The 12,837-nt window shown below is 46.9% G+C and carries 11 protein-coding genes, 7 tRNA genes and 1 rRNA gene; 14 read left to right on the top strand and 5 right to left on the bottom strand.

From position 1 onward, the window contains the following. Nucleotides 1-2 precede the first annotated feature (2 nt). The 5 genes from rrf (at nucleotide 3) to ATH33_RS04225 (ending at nucleotide 727) form a co-directional block, all read left to right on the top strand. Nucleotides 3-117 (top strand): 5S ribosomal RNA (gene rrf, locus ATH33_RS04205). Nucleotides 118-393: 276 nt separating this feature from the next. Then, a tRNA-Ser gene (locus tag ATH33_RS04210) sits at nucleotides 394-486 on the top strand. Nucleotides 487-494: 8 nt separating this feature from the next. Beyond that, nucleotides 495-570 (top strand) — tRNA-Phe (locus ATH33_RS04215). Nucleotides 571-573: 3 nt separating this feature from the next. Next, nucleotides 574-649 (top strand) — tRNA-Thr (locus ATH33_RS04220). Between the two features lie 4 nt (nucleotides 650-653). Then, a tRNA-Trp gene (locus ATH33_RS04225) sits at nucleotides 654-727 on the top strand. Nucleotides 728-730: 3 nt separating this feature from the next. Here the strand turns inward: ATH33_RS04225 and ATH33_RS04230 are convergent. After that, complete coding sequence (locus ATH33_RS04230) at nucleotides 731-1,153, bottom strand: YugN family protein (protein ID WP_170151231.1); 423 nt, start codon at nucleotides 1,151-1,153, stop codon at nucleotides 731-733. A gap of 57 nt (nucleotides 1,154-1,210) precedes the next feature. On the opposite strand from ATH33_RS04230, the gene ATH33_RS04235 reads away from it, so the two are divergent. The 3 genes from ATH33_RS04235 to ATH33_RS04245 all read left to right on the top strand — a co-directional run bounded on the left by ATH33_RS04235 (nucleotide 1,211) and on the right by ATH33_RS04245 (nucleotide 1,465). Then, nucleotides 1,211-1,284, top strand: a tRNA-Cys gene (locus tag ATH33_RS04235). Nucleotides 1,285-1,290: 6 nt separating this feature from the next. Beyond that, nucleotides 1,291-1,379: transfer RNA gene (locus ATH33_RS04240), tRNA-Leu, on the top strand. A gap of 9 nt (nucleotides 1,380-1,388) precedes the next feature. After that, nucleotides 1,389-1,465, top strand: a tRNA-Arg gene (locus ATH33_RS04245). 27 nt (nucleotides 1,466-1,492) lie between these two features. Here ATH33_RS04245 and ATH33_RS04250 read toward each other — a convergent pair. Both ATH33_RS04250 and mnmA read right to left on the bottom strand, forming a co-directional pair. Further along, nucleotides 1,493-2,416 carry a hypothetical protein gene (locus ATH33_RS04250; protein WP_121874134.1) on the bottom strand — a complete coding sequence of 308 codons (924 nt, stop codon included), beginning with the start codon at nucleotides 2,414-2,416 and terminating at the stop codon, nucleotides 1,493-1,495. 192 nt (nucleotides 2,417-2,608) lie between these two features. Continuing rightward, a complete protein-coding gene (mnmA, locus tag ATH33_RS04255) occupies nucleotides 2,609-3,694 on the bottom strand; it encodes a tRNA 2-thiouridine(34) synthase MnmA (RefSeq protein ID WP_121874135.1) in 1,086 nt (361 codons plus the stop codon). Nucleotides 3,695-3,808: 114 nt separating this feature from the next. On the opposite strand from mnmA, the gene ATH33_RS04260 reads away from it, so the two are divergent. From ATH33_RS04260 to pepV, 6 genes are all read left to right on the top strand, one after another. Continuing rightward, the gene (locus tag ATH33_RS04260; RefSeq protein WP_037995927.1) at nucleotides 3,809-5,167 is read left to right on the top strand and encodes a TrkH family potassium uptake protein; all 1,359 of its coding nucleotides are present in this window, start codon (nucleotides 3,809-3,811) and stop codon (nucleotides 5,165-5,167) included. Between the two features lie 145 nt (nucleotides 5,168-5,312). After that, a complete protein-coding gene (locus ATH33_RS04265) occupies nucleotides 5,313-6,860 on the top strand; it encodes a vWA domain-containing protein (RefSeq protein ID WP_121874136.1) in 1,548 nt (515 codons plus the stop codon). Nucleotides 6,861-6,876: 16 nt separating this feature from the next. Continuing rightward, nucleotides 6,877-7,209: a hypothetical protein gene (locus ATH33_RS04270; protein ID WP_037995898.1), complete on the top strand. Its 333-nt coding sequence runs from the start codon at nucleotides 6,877-6,879 to the stop codon at nucleotides 7,207-7,209. Between the two features lie 427 nt (nucleotides 7,210-7,636). Continuing rightward, nucleotides 7,637-8,257, top strand: coding sequence for a DUF47 domain-containing protein (locus ATH33_RS04275; RefSeq protein ID WP_037995896.1), 621 nt, complete (start codon nucleotides 7,637-7,639; stop codon nucleotides 8,255-8,257). Beyond that, nucleotides 8,250-9,245 carry an inorganic phosphate transporter gene (locus tag ATH33_RS04280; RefSeq protein ID WP_049720516.1) on the top strand — a complete coding sequence of 332 codons (996 nt, stop codon included), beginning with the start codon at nucleotides 8,250-8,252 and terminating at the stop codon, nucleotides 9,243-9,245. The genes ATH33_RS04275 and ATH33_RS04280 overlap by 8 nt, the downstream gene beginning before the upstream one ends. Nucleotides 9,246-9,501: 256 nt before the next feature. Next, nucleotides 9,502-10,917: a dipeptidase PepV gene (gene pepV, locus ATH33_RS04285; protein ID WP_037995893.1), complete on the top strand. Its 1,416-nt coding sequence runs from the start codon at nucleotides 9,502-9,504 to the stop codon at nucleotides 10,915-10,917. A 47-nt stretch (nucleotides 10,918-10,964) separates the two neighbouring features. Here pepV and ATH33_RS04290 read toward each other — a convergent pair whose 3' ends face one another. Further along, nucleotides 10,965-11,609, bottom strand: a complete 645-nt coding sequence (locus ATH33_RS04290; RefSeq protein ID WP_037995890.1) for a hypothetical protein — start codon at nucleotides 11,607-11,609, stop codon at nucleotides 10,965-10,967. A gap of 19 nt (nucleotides 11,610-11,628) precedes the next feature. Next, nucleotides 11,629-12,789 carry a cysteine desulfurase family protein gene (locus tag ATH33_RS04295; RefSeq protein WP_037995888.1) on the bottom strand — a complete coding sequence of 387 codons (1,161 nt, stop codon included), beginning with the start codon at nucleotides 12,787-12,789 and terminating at the stop codon, nucleotides 11,629-11,631. Between the last annotated feature and the right edge of the window lie 48 nt (nucleotides 12,790-12,837).

Consider the following 12,837-nt stretch of genomic DNA (forward strand, 5'->3'; position numbering starts at 1 on the left):
TGTCTGGTGACCATAGCGGAGGGGATCCACCCGTTCCCATCCCGAACACGGAAGTTAAGCCCTCCAGCGCCGATGGTACTTGGGGATGACCCCTGGGAGAGTAGGTCGTTGCCAGGCAAACAATCCCCCCTGATTTCAGACAGGGGGAATTGTTTTCAAAAATTATTGCCCTGATCTTACAGTTTTGTTCCTCGTGGCATGTCCTGTTCCTTGGTGGAATGGGTTCAATCTTCTCGCCGGTTTTAAGGTGAGAGGGCAGAGTGGGGAGTTTTCAGAAAAAAACTAAAGTAAATTTTGTCTTGACATGAAGACAGGGGCTGTGTATCATATTATTTGTCAGCACGATAAACAATACGAAATAAGTAAGTAACTTATTTTCGAATGACTTGACACGGAGAGATGTCCGAGTGGTCGAAGGAGCACGATTGGAAATCGTGTAGGCGGGCAAACCCCGCCTCGAGGGTTCGAATCCCTCTCTCTCCGCCATTTTATGAGGCTCGGTAGCTCAGTCGGTAGAGCAGAGGACTGAAAATCCTCGTGTCGGCGGTTCGATTCCGTCCCGAGCCACCACTGGCTGGTGTGGCTCAATTGGTAGAGCAACTGACTTGTAATCAGTAGGTTGGGGGTTCAAGTCCCTCCACCAGCACCATCGTAGGGGCGTAGTTTAATGGTAGAACAGAGGTCTCCAAAACCTCCAGTGTGGGTTCGATTCCTACCGCCCCTGCCATCTTCAACTTACGGTTGCAAGTTTGGCTTCAATGGTTTGAATCACTTTTTCAGCCCGCTGAATCCATTTGTCATCAATGGGTTCATCTGCTGAAGGGACGGGTTTGGAAAATTGATTCACCAAAGAACTGACAAGTCCGATATCTCCGGATGGGTCATTTTTTGTCAGAAATTCATGTTTGATGATGAAAGGTTTACCGATTTTGACGATGGCGTTGCGTGATTCCAATTCTCCTTTAACCGTGTAAAGGGGAATACGCAAATAGTAACGGTAACCTTGATCAGATTCCCAATCCAAAGGCTTGTCGAGATAGCCGTGGTCGTAATCATAGCCACCACCCAGATGGAAGTCTTCAGGTTCCAGTTGTTCTTGAAGAATTCCGTAGGGAATCTGTAAACCTTCGATTTTTGACGAAATGGTAATCACCATTGTTTCCTCCTTTCAAAGTTATTGTTTGATGATCTGATTTATTTCATTCAACATGGCGGCATAGCCAAGTGGTAAGGCAGAGGTCTGCAAAACCTTTATCCCCGGTTCGAATCCGGGTGCCGCCTCCATGACGTGCGGACGTGGCGGAATTGGCAGACGCGCAAGATTCAGGTTCTTGTGGTCACTTCAGACCGTGGGGGTTCAAGTCCCTTCGTCCGCACCAATTAAATATGTGCCCTTAGCTCAGCTGGATAGAGCGTCTGACTACGGATCAGAAGGTCGGGAGTTCGAATCTTCCAGGGCACGCCATCAAAAAAGCAGCTAATTCAATTTGAATTAGCTGCTTTTTTGATGATTCCATTTTGTTTTTGTTTTTAAAAAGAACGGCTCTTTCTTCACAGGTTGGGTCTTTATTTTGCTGTGTAGATGCATGTCTTTCATTTCGAAAAGCAAGGCCTGCTTTTGAAACCGTTTGAAGTCTTGTTTGGGTTTTTCTTTGGTTGAAACGGTCTGCTTGTTTTGGCTCCGTCGATGGCTTTCTTGTTTTTTCACATCAGATGAATCAGATTGGTTGAGCCGCTTGGATTGTTTGTCATCTTCATCCTTGTGATGGGGGTTTAAATGAATCCATTTGAGATCGTTGTTTGTTTCTGGTTTTTTAATGATTGATTTTGTGCAGTCTTTGGACGGTTCAGGCTTGCAAGGAATCAAGTGGTCAAGGAAACCCGGTTGATTCCATTCAAACTTGGGTGGCGGAAACTTCGGTTTTTGATCGTTGGATGGTACCGGATCATCCTTTTCATAAACCGGCGTTTCTCCAACCGGATCGGCAATGGCCACAATATCCGACAAGTCATGATTTTTTGGTTCCTGTGTCGCCGGATCGTTTTTCGGAGAAGGGTTGGAAGCGGACGGTGCCGGGTCGTTTGGATTGGTGTCAGGCTGAATGGATGTGTTCGCAGTTTCCCCGTTGTTCTCCGTGGTGGCCGGTTGGTCGACATCCGCTAATGCCAGTTGCCTGGATTCGTTGACTGCATGTTCAGAGATATTTGACTTTTTCTTCGAAATCAATGGTTGTTCAAGCTTGGATGCTGTTGGATAAGTTTCTTCCATTCCGATCACATATGCGGAAAAAGTCATGATCAGGCAAGCAATGCCGGCACTGGTAAACACCAGGGCTTTTCGCTTGACTTGTAAGCCGAACTCATCGATGGAAAAATTCTCTTTGCGTTCCGGTTCACCGCGATATGTATTTTTCACGGAAATGAGTCCTCCTTTATGAAAACTCGTTTATATGCTACTCTATTTTCCAGTTTTTGAACAGCCGACCAAAGTTCTATTTTTATATAATATATAAAATGGTTTTTTTGGGTTAAATATAATTATTCAAGCAATTAAAAGGAAAACGGAGGCGGGGAGATCCCCGTCCCCGAGCTTTTTATGGGAGAAAGGTTAAAAAGTGTGATCGATAATGCCGCCGCCCAGACATTTTTCATCGCGATACATCACGATTGATTGTCCGGGGGTTACCGCGCGTTGCGGCTTTTCAAATTCGACGTGCAGGCATCCGTCAGCTTGAGGATGGACAAGCACTTTTTGGTCTTGTTGGCGGTAACGGAATTTGGCTGTGCATTCAAACGGACGGTCCGGCAATTTTCCTTCTCCCAGCCAGTTGACGTCTGTTGCCGACAAACCGTTGGAGTAGAGCGCTTCATGGTCATGCCCTTGGACCACATACAAAATATTGTTTTCCAAATCTTTTTTGGCAACAAACCAAGGCTCGCCGGTTCCGGAACCACCAATGCCCAATCCTTGGCGTTGACCCAATGTGTAATACATCAGGCCGTGATGCTCGCCGATTTCCCGGCCGTCCAGCGTGCAAATTTTGCCTGGTTGTGCCGGCAAATACTGACTGAGGAATTCACGGAAATTGCGTTCGCCGATAAAACAGATACCGGTGCTGTCTTTCTTTTTGGCGGTGGCCAGTCCCGCTTTTTCAGCCAGTGCACGCACTTCTTTCTTTTGCATGTGGCCAATCGGGAAGATGGCTTGCATCAATTGTTGTTTCGGAACTGCATATAAAAAGTAAGTCTGGTCTTTATTGGAATCAGCACCGCGAACCAAATATTTGGTGCCATTTTCATCTTTGATTTGTGCATAGTGTCCGGTGGCGATCAAGTCTGCTCCCAGTTGTTTGGCTTTTTTGTGGAAATCGCCAAACTTGATTTCCCGGTTACACATGACATCCGGATTGGGGGTGCGGCCTTTTCGGTATTCGTCCAGGAAATATTGGAACACTTTTTGGTAATATTCTTTCTCGAAGTTTACCGAATAATAAGGGATGCCAATTTGTGCGCACACTCTCCGCACATCTTCATAATCCTCTGTGGCGGTACAATGACCGAATTCATCGGTGTCATCCCAGTTTTTCATAAACAGGCCGATCACTTCATATCCTTGTTCTTTCAGTAACCAGGCTGTAACAGAAGAGTCCACGCCGCCGGACATGCCAACGACAACTCGAGGTTTTCTGGTCATAATGAATCCGTCCCATGCTAAAAATTGATGTATAATGCTATTTTACCCGATGATCTCATTATAACCAATCCAAAGACATTCAACAAATTTTACAAAAGGAAATGATGTCGTGTGTTGTACAAGAAAAACAAATCATTTCAAAAGAAAAGATTAAATCCGGCTCAAGTGCTTGCCATCGGTTTTGTGGTGGCGATTTTGGCCGGGAGCTTTCTCCTTTCCTTGCCTGTTGCCACCGAAAGCGGACAGCCGCTTCCATGGATTGATGCTTTATTTACGGCAACCTCTGCCGTTTGTGTGACCGGACTGGTGGTGGTGGATACGGCTCAAACGTTCAGCACATTTGGCGAAATGGTGATCCTCCTGCTCATTCAGACCGGCGGACTGGGGATCATGACTCTCACCACTTTGTTTGCCATGATTCTGGGGAGAAAAATCGGCGTGCAGGAGCGGCTGGTCTTGCGGGAAGCATTCAATCAATTGGAATTGCAAGGGGTGGTCAGCCTTGTTTTGAAAGTGTTTCTCATCACCCTGATTGTCGAGGGAACCGGGTTTGTCGCTTTGTGTTTTTGTTTCGTCCCGGATTGGGGGATCAAAAAAGGGTTGTATTATGCGCTTTTTCATGCGGTCTCCGCTTTTAACCAGGGAGGCTTTGACTTGTTTGGAGAGACCCGGGCATTTGCCGGGTTGACAGCTTATGTGCACGATCCGTGGGTCAATCTGATTGTCGGCTTCCTGGTGATTTTGGGTGGCATCGGTTTTATCGTGATCCTGGAGCTGATCCATTATCCAAAAACCAAGCGGCTCAGTTTACATACCAAATTGGTGTTGACCATGACCGGCCTGCTCCTTGGCATCGGAATGCTGGTCATTTTATTTACGGAATGGAACAATCCCCAAACCATGCAATCTTTTTCTTTGAAGGAAAAGCTGTTGGCTTCTTTTTTTCATGCGGTCACTCCCAGGTCCGGAGGATTTCAAACTCTGGACTTAAGCCACATGTATCCGGCGACATTGTTTTTCACCATCCTGCTGATGTTTGTGGGAGCGTCTCCCAGCTCCATCGGGGGAGGAATCAAAACCACCACGCTGGCTGTAATTTTGTTGGCCGTGTGGACCATGATGAGGGGACGTCAGGATGTGGTGGCTTACCGGCGCCGGATTCCCACGAAACATGTGTATAAAGCATTGACGATTACAGTGGCTTCCTTAACACTGGTGATCATCGTCACCATGCTCTTGGCGATCACGGAACAAACCGACATCCTGTCTGCCTTGTTTGAAGCGGTTTCCGCCGTGGGAACCGTGGGGTTGTCCACCGGACTGACCCCCCATTTGAGCGAGATGGGAAAAATTATTCTCATTTTCAGCATGTATGCCGGGCGTCTTGGTCCGATCACTCTGGCGTTGGCCATTGCCCGCGACATTGATCCGCCTCCTTTCCGGTATCCGGAAGAACGCCCTTTGATCGGATGAAATCTTTCCCGAGATTGTCGAATGAAGGCAGGCTGCACCTATTGCGAAATCAAAGTGCATCAAGTAAGCTAAAATCAAATTGGGATGTTTTTCTCTCAGGTTGGATATATATAGATCAATGAAGAGGATAGGATAAGGAGGGCTTATGCGTATCAGCAAAAGTCGAGTCCTGCTGACAGGCTTCCTGTTGTTGACGGTCGGGATGTCAAGTGGTTGCGCGTCAGTGATCCAAAAAATCCAGCAAACCACAGGCAATGAAATCGAGAAAGTGGACAAATTAACGCTTCAACAACAGGAACAAGCCAAAGAAGAGAATCCGGACGAAGAGGAAAAGGATCGAAGCATTCCCAAAAGCCCGGCTCCCCACACCGAGTTGCAGGCGATATTGAATGATGACGGGCAAGGAAGATACGCCGGGAAAAATTATGAGCGGAATGAAGTCATCAACGCTTTGCGGCAAATGCCGAAAGGCTTGTCGGATGACAAAGCTTATGCTTATTTGCTGGGGTTGGTTGGCGAAAATTATAAAGAGGATATCGAAGCGTTTGATGCACTCTCCCATCAAACCTATAAAGCCAAAAGCGAAGCATGGCGCAATGTGAAAGACCGCTGGCTGCAAGCGGAAGAGGCAGCGAAGAAATCGAAGACGGATCCGGAAAACAAAAAAATGAACTATGTGGTTTTACTGGATACGAGCGGGAGCATGGGAGGAAAATTGAAAGAACAACCGAAGATGGATGCGGTGAAAAAATCACTTCAACAATTGGCCAAACGCTTTCCTCAAAATACGGTGGATTTCCAGTTGCGCATTTACGGACATGAAGGGAGTCCGGAGTTGAAGGACCGGGCCCGGTCATGCAACAGCACCCAAAAAATTTATGCAGGTTCCCGGTATGACCAAAAGCAGTTGGAACAAGCTTTGAGCCGGGTTCAACCGACGGGCTACAATCCCCTGGCCCTGGCATTGTTTAAATCCCAACCGGATATGAAAAAAGGGGCACCCGGTCAGGTGGAAAACCATGTCATTCTGATCACGGACGGTTATGACAACTGTGACGGCAATCCGGAAAAAATGGCACAAGCCCTGCATTTGTCCGACACCGCAGCCAATGTTCATGTGATCGGTTTGGATGTGGAAGCGAAAACCGAACAGCAATTGCGAAACATAGCCGATCAAACCGGTGGGGATTATGCCACCGTCAAAAATGAACAGGAATTGGAAAAGGTATTGTCATCCGAAACGGAACGCTTGAAAGAATCCCGGCAACCGTGGGCGATCCGTGCAATCAATTCGGTGCAAAAAGCCCATCACTATGATGAAGAACGCCTGCAACAATATTATGCCGATATGCAAACCAAAGTGGACCAAGAATCGGATCGTCTGAAAAAAGCCAACCACTTTATCAAAGATGATCAAAAAATCGACCAGCGAACCTTTCAACAAATCCGTTCTTGGATTGAACAAAGAAATGAACAGCTGCAAAACTATGTGAGACAGCGTTTTGATGAGGTGGGCAACAAACTGGATGAAGATTACCGCAAAGAAGTGTCCGGTTTGCTCAAAGATTGGAAAGAAGCCGGAGGGGATCCGGATCAGATCGAGCTGAAAACGGAGCAATTGATCAAAGAGGATTTGCAAGATCAAGTGAAACGCAATATGCAGTTAAATACGGAAGAAAAGCCGCAACCCTAAAAAGGTGAAGGTGAAGATGATGACAAAACCCGCTTTTGAGCTTCGCTATGACCAAGAGTTGGAATTGATGCGGCCGGTTTTGCACGTTGATTATGAAAGTTTGTCCCCGGAGAAGAAGCAGGAATTTGAATGGGCTTGCCAACAAGTGTGTGCCAAAATTCCGGACCGGCTCCAACAACTTGAACAAGCTTATATGGAGCTTTATGAAAAATTGAAGGATACAGAAGATGAAGAGCTCTTTTTTAAAACCAACGAGGAAATGAACGAGCTGTCCAAGAAAATCAGTGAGATCAATTTGCTTTATTTACAAATTGAAGGAACCTATTTGCACAGCAATGTTCATATGTGACGCCTCGCCGGATTGGCTTTGAAGACACCTGCAAAGGGTGTCTTTTTTTATGCATTTATATAATCTTTTCATTTGGGAAATAGATAAAACAGAGTGCATTTCCGTCGTCGGGACAATTTTGCAAGATGAAAAGAAGATTCTTCCTTTAAGTCAGCTGTTTACTTCTGTGTTAAAATAAATGATTGGATCCGGTCCGTCCCTGAAAAAGCCCGTGGTGCCTGTTGTTCCTTTTCTTCCAATACCGCCAAACCGCATTGGATATCAAGATATGTCGTGTGTTTTTTATTTCCAATGTAAAGTTTTTGTTAAGTTTTTTTAAATCAGAGATAAATAATTGGTTAAGTCTCAGGCTGAGGTATTTCAAAACTTCTTTTTTAAGAATAAGATAATTTTTAGTTAAAAAATGGTTGATTGGGAGGAAACGATTGTGCTCTTTAACCGGTCAAAGGACAAGATTTTTTACCAAACCATGGTGGATGCAACCACCAACATCATCGAGGCCGTACAGCTGTTCCGCGAAAACGTGGAAACCCTGGAAGAAAAGGAACAATATGCGGAAAGATTGAAAGAACTGGAGCATAAGGGGGACGATTACACTCATCTTGTGATCCAGGAACTCAACAAGGCGTTTGTCACTCCTCTTGATCATGAAGACATCTTGAAATTGGTTTATTATCTGGATGATGTTTTGGACGGGATTGAAGCATGCGCCGCGCGGTTTGTTTATATGCATGTCAACAAAACGACGCCTTACCTGATCCAGTATGGAGAAATCCTGGAAAAATCGGCGCGACAGTTACAGGAAGCATTTGTCGCATTGGAAAAGCGGGATTATGATACCATTCGCCGGATTTCCGTCGAAATCAATTCGTTGGAAAACGAAGGCGACAAATTAATGCGGGAAAGCATCAGTGCGTTGTTTGAAGAGGCGATTGACCCGATTGAATTAATCAAAATGAAAGAGATTTATCAAAAACTGGAAGGCGTCACGGATTCCTTTGAAGATGTGATGGACGTGATGGAAAGTGTGGTAATGAAGTATGCTTGATCCGTTTTGGTTACTGGTTGCGGTTGTGGTATTGGCATTGATATTTGATTTTACAAACGGATGGCATGACACCGCCAACGCGATTGCAACGGTGGTGGGGACACGCACGCTATCCCCGTGGGCAGCCATTCTCATGGCCGCGGGATTAAACTTGGCCGGGGCCTTTTTTTCCACGGCGGTTGCAAAAGCGATCGGAAAGGATATTGTGGATCCGGAAAATGTGACATTGGTTTTGTTGATATCGGCTTTATTGGCAGTGATCATGTGGAATATCATCACCGTGTTGTTGGGACTTCCCACCAGTTCATCCCATGCCTTGATCGGCAGTTTGATCGGGGCGGTGATTGCATATAAAGGTTTTGGCGTTCTTAAAGTTCATGGAATTATTATGATTCTTGTAGCCATGTTGATTTCTCCCGTATTGGGAGCACTTTTCTCGGGAAGTCTGATCAAATTGATTCGGAAACTTTTCCAAACCATGCCCCGCTCCCGGGTGAAACGGATTTTTAAACCGTTGCAGATCGTTTCGTCAGCGTTTATGGCATTCAGCCACGGGGCGTCCGATGCGCAAAAAGCGATGGGGATTGTTGCCATGGCTTTGGTGGCGTACGGTTCATACAGTGAATTGACGGTGCCAAGCTGGGTCAAAGTGGCTGCAGGTTTGTCCATGGGATTGGGAACCGCAATGGGCGGACGAAAAATCATCCATACGATCGGTTCCCGGTTGAGCCGTTTGGAAACGCCGCAAGGTTTTGCCGCTGAGACCGGGTCGGCCATCTTGTTGACGACGGTGGCAAAAATTGGGATTCCGGTCAGTACGACACATACCATCACGGGTTCAATCATTGGCGTCGGTGCGGCTGAACGGGTCCGCAGCGTGCGTTGGAGTGTGGCCGGAAAAATCATTTATGCCTGGGTGCTGACCCTTCCGGGTACGGCTGTGATGGGCTTTCTCTTTTACCACGTCTTAAAATTTTTGGAAGGTTGATGGGACTTGTGGCAACACAAGTCTTTTCTTTTTTATTAAAATATATGAACAGTCTGGAAACGGGGGTGAAGCTTGCTTCATTTACTCTTTTTACCCAAACGTGGTATATTAATTAGAAATAAGTCATGCATCTAATAAATCCCATAAAAAGAGACTTATTCCATTTTAAGGAGAATATTCACGTTTGGCTCATCATCTCTGACTATACATAACGGAAAGGAGAAAAGGCATGAACGTGAAACAGGAGGAGTCGGTTATGAACCAAGTGGCATGGCAGGAAGAAGTGTTGAAACGGAAAGATGAATTGTTAGCGGAATTAAAAAGCTTATTGTCCATTGAAAGTGTTTTGGATGAATCCACGGCTTCCGCCCGGGCTCCGTTTGGGGAAAAAGTGGCGGAAGCACTTCATTATATGTTGGAATTGGGCAAAAAGGACGGCTTTCAAACCAAAAATGTGGACGGTTATGCCGGGCATATTGAATACGGCGATGGGGAGGAGATTATCGGAATTTTGTCCCATGTGGATGTGGTTCCGGCGGGAGATGGATGGACGAGTCCTCCGTTTCAACCCGAAATCCGCGATGGAAAATTGTATGCCCGTGGTGCCTTGGACGACAAGGGCCCGACCATGGCGGCTTATTTTGCTTTGAAGATCATCAGGGATCTGGGGCTCAATTTGTCCAAAAGGATCCGGCTGATTGTGGGAGGGGACGAAGAGTCCCGTTGGCGCTGCATGGCTCATTATTTCGAGAAAGAAGAGATGCCGGTGATGGGATTCAGCCCGGATGCCGATTTTCCGATCATTGCGGCCGAGAAAGGCTTTTTGGATATCCAGGCGGTAAAATCCGGCCAAAAACCGGCGAACAGGGATGGCGCATGGACATTGGAACGATTTGAATCCGGGGAACGCGTAAACATGGTTCCGGACGTGGCCACCGTCCGGCTGAGTGGAGACGGGGATGTCTTCGCATTGAAAGAAAAGGTTCAAGACTATCTGCTTACCCGCAGGATTCAGGGATACGCCGAAGAAAGCAACGAGGGTGTCACCATTGTGATGGAGGGGAAAGCCCATCATGGCATGGAACCGGACAAAGGAAAAAATGCGGCGTTGTTTATGGCCCGTTTCCTCGCGGAAGTTCCTTTGGATCCGGAAGGGGAAAATTATGTCCGCATGATCAATGATCTTTTTGTGGACAGTTTCTTCGGGGAGAAACTGGGCATTCAGGTGTCCGATGAATGGATGGGACCCCTTACCGTCAATGCCGGGGTTTTCCGCTTTGAAGCCGGGGAAAAACAAATGATCCGCATCAATATCCGCTATCCCAAAAACGGCGATGCCGGTCAGATTTTGCAAACGGCAGAGAAAAAATTGGCCGAATACGGTTTCCAAATTCCGGAGGCCGACCATAAGCCGGTTCATTTTGTGGAACCGGATCACCCCTTGATCCGGACGCTGACGAAAGTCTATGAAGAACAAACCGGAGAAAAAGCGTGGATTCTCGCCATTGGAGGAGGAACGTATGCTAGGGTCCTGGACACCGGCGTTGCCTTTGGGCCGTTGTTCCCGGGCAGTGCCGAAACCGCACACCAGCGTGATGAATATATCGATGTGGATGAATTGCTGAAGGCCACTGCGATTTATGCCCAAGCCATTTATGAATTGGCCAAATGATTGAAAACATCCCCTCACCCGGGTTGTCAGCCTGGGGAGGGGATGTTTTATTGCGAGTGAAAATGGAACATCTGATAAATGAATGAATCGGGGGAAACATCCGCAGGCAAGGGACGTTCAATCATCACCGGAACTTGTTTCCGAAGCAACGTGCGATGAATCGCCTTGAATTGGCTGGCATCATAAAGCGGTGAATTGTAACTGTTCAGGTTGTAGGCTGTTCCATCCTTAAAATGGATGTGATATTGAAGACGGAGTTTTTCTTTCATAAACGGAAGTTGTTCCGGCTTGTAGTCCAAAACCACGTGATTGATGTCTTGCCAGCGGTAAAAATGCATGTCTTCGATGCTGAAAAAGCGGCTGTAACCGAGACCTTGGGGAGTCACGAGCAAATAATTGTCAAAGCTTAAAATCACAAGCGGGCTGCTGACCAAATAGAAAAAAGCAAAAACAAAGAAACGCCTTTTTAATTTGGCGGGTTGGAACCGGTTTTTGAAAAAGGAAAAGATAAAACCGACAGAGATACATAAAAAGAAAAAGACAAACCCGTAGGCGACAGGGGTTCCCATTAAGTAAATCTGTTCCGGATCCCGATAATTCACTTGTTGCAAAAAGACAAACAAAATCCAAAACAAAACGGCAATCAGCAAACCGGACAATAACTTCAAGCATCCTTTGATATATTTTTGCAATGGAAACAGCCTCCAAGTATTAAGGTTTGTTTCGCAAGAAGGATCGCAAGTCTTCAAGAATTTCTTTTAAATGATCCACCAGTTGATGGATATCCGACTCGGTGGTTTCCCTGCCAAAGGTGATGCGAAGGCTTTGATAGGCTTGTTCTTCACTTTTGCCCATGGCCATCAGGACATGGGAAGGGGCATGTTTCCCTGCACTGCAAGCGGAACCGCTGGAAACAAAAATTTGTTTGCGGTTGAGTTCCAACAAAACGGCTTGTCCCTCGACCCCGTGAAAACTGAGATTCAGATTGTTGGGTAACCGGTTGCTTGGATGGCCGTTTAAATCCACTTGGCCGATTTCCTTTTGGATCCGCTTCAGGCACAGATCGCGCAACCGGGTCAACCGTTGCCGTTCTTGTTCCAATTCTTGGCTCATCAGATAAGCGGCTGCTCCGAGACCGATGATTCCGGGCGTGTTTTGGGTCGCGGGACGCAGGCCTCTTTCTTGGCCCCCGCCAAAGAGAACCGGTTCAATCCGGATTCCTTTTTTGATATACAAAGCGCCGATTCCTTTGGGACCGTAAATTTTGTGCCCGCTGACGGAAAGAAGGTCCACGCCCAGTTCCTGAACGGAAAAGGGGATTTTGCCGTAAAATTGCACCGCGTCGGTATGAAACAAAACCGGTGTGTCGCGAAGGAGCCGGCCAATTTCTTTGATCGGTTGCAGCGTTCCCACTTCATTGTTGGCGGCCATGACACTGACCAGAATGGTTTGCTCCGTCAGGGCATCTTTGACTTGTTCCACAGAAATTCGGCCGTATGGATCGACCGGCAGGTAAGTGACCTCAAACCCTTCTTTCTCCAATTGTTTGCATGCTTCCAGGACCGAAGGGTGCTCGATGGATGTCGTAATCACATGATTTCCCCGGTTCCGGTGTTTTCTGGCCGCTCCCAGGATGGCCAGGTTATTGGCTTCGGTGCCGCTTCCGGTAAAGATGATTTCCCGCGGGGATGAAGCGCCCAGCGAGTCAGCCACCTGTTTTCTTGCCAACTCGATCGCATCCCGGCTTCGTTGTCCGAAATCATGGATGCTGCCGGCATTGGCATATTCTTTTTGGAAGAAAGGAAGAAGGATTTCCATGACCTCCGGCCGTACGGGACTGGTGGCCCCATAATCCAAATAAATGGGTTTCATCGATTAAACCTCCGCATTTGTAAAGCTTTCTCCACCTATTATAGCGAA

This window comes from Thermoactinomyces vulgaris, assembly GCF_003688725.1.
Lineage (GTDB): Bacteria > Bacillota > Bacilli > Thermoactinomycetales > Thermoactinomycetaceae > Thermoactinomyces > Thermoactinomyces vulgaris.

What these genes read in the sequence shown, in the direction of transcription:
- ATH33_RS04265 (WP_121874136.1), top strand. Translation starts at nt 5,313, where the DNA reads ATGCGTATCAGCAAAAGTCGAGTCCTGCTGACAGGCTTCCTGTTGTTG.
- pepV (WP_037995893.1), top strand. Translation starts at nt 9,502, where the DNA reads ATGAACCAAGTGGCATGGCAGGAAGAAGTGTTGAAACGGAAAGATGAA.
- ATH33_RS04280 (WP_049720516.1), top strand. Translation starts at nt 8,250, where the DNA reads ATGCTTGATCCGTTTTGGTTACTGGTTGCGGTTGTGGTATTGGCATTG.
- ATH33_RS04270 (WP_037995898.1), top strand. Translation starts at nt 6,877, where the DNA reads ATGATGACAAAACCCGCTTTTGAGCTTCGCTATGACCAAGAGTTGGAA.
- ATH33_RS04295 (WP_037995888.1), bottom strand. Translation starts at nt 12,789, where the DNA reads ATGAAACCCATTTATTTGGATTATGGGGCCACCAGTCCCGTACGGCCG.
- mnmA (WP_121874135.1), bottom strand. Translation starts at nt 3,694, where the DNA reads ATGACCAGAAAACCTCGAGTTGTCGTTGGCATGTCCGGCGGCGTGGAC.